Raw genomic sequence first — 407 nt, forward strand, 5'->3', positions numbered from 1 at the left:
GGCCAATATCTATATCGCTTTCTGGTTGCCGCAGAATATCTGGGTCAACTTCAAGGTCTTCGGCCTGACGGCGCTGACGCTGGTCTTCACGCTGTTGAGCGGCGTGTACATCTATCGCCATATGCCGCAGGACGATAACCACTAATCAACGGCAAGCCGGGGGTATCGCTTTTGCCCCCGCTCTCCTTTGCGTTGCGTATTCCCCTCTCCTCGTTTTCAGCGCTTGCTCTTGAGACTCGCGTTATTTGCCGTTTTCCTGACCCGCGTCTTGCGTAGAAAACCGTTCAGTAAGCGCACTCACCTGTATCCGTCTGGCGGAACTGCGGCCTGGCATCAGCGGCAAACGTCCACCGAGTCTGAGACGAAAGAAGACAAACACTGGCCCCGATAACCCACCCACTCTGCGC

At 56.0% G+C, this 407-nt stretch carries 1 protein-coding gene; it reads left to right on the forward strand.

Annotated features, from left to right (window positions below):
- The first annotated feature begins 13 nt into the window (after window positions 1–13).
- On the forward strand, window positions 14–145 hold the full coding sequence (locus JOY50_RS29410) for a septation protein IspZ (RefSeq protein WP_405046025.1): 132 nt from the start codon (window positions 14–16) through the stop codon (window positions 143–145).
- Window positions 146–407 lie beyond the last annotated feature (262 nt).

The sequence above is a fragment of the Pseudomonas sp. BP01 genome, from assembly GCF_022760795.1.
GTDB classification, from domain to species: Bacteria; Pseudomonadota; Gammaproteobacteria; order Pseudomonadales; family Pseudomonadaceae; genus Aquipseudomonas; species Aquipseudomonas putida_Q.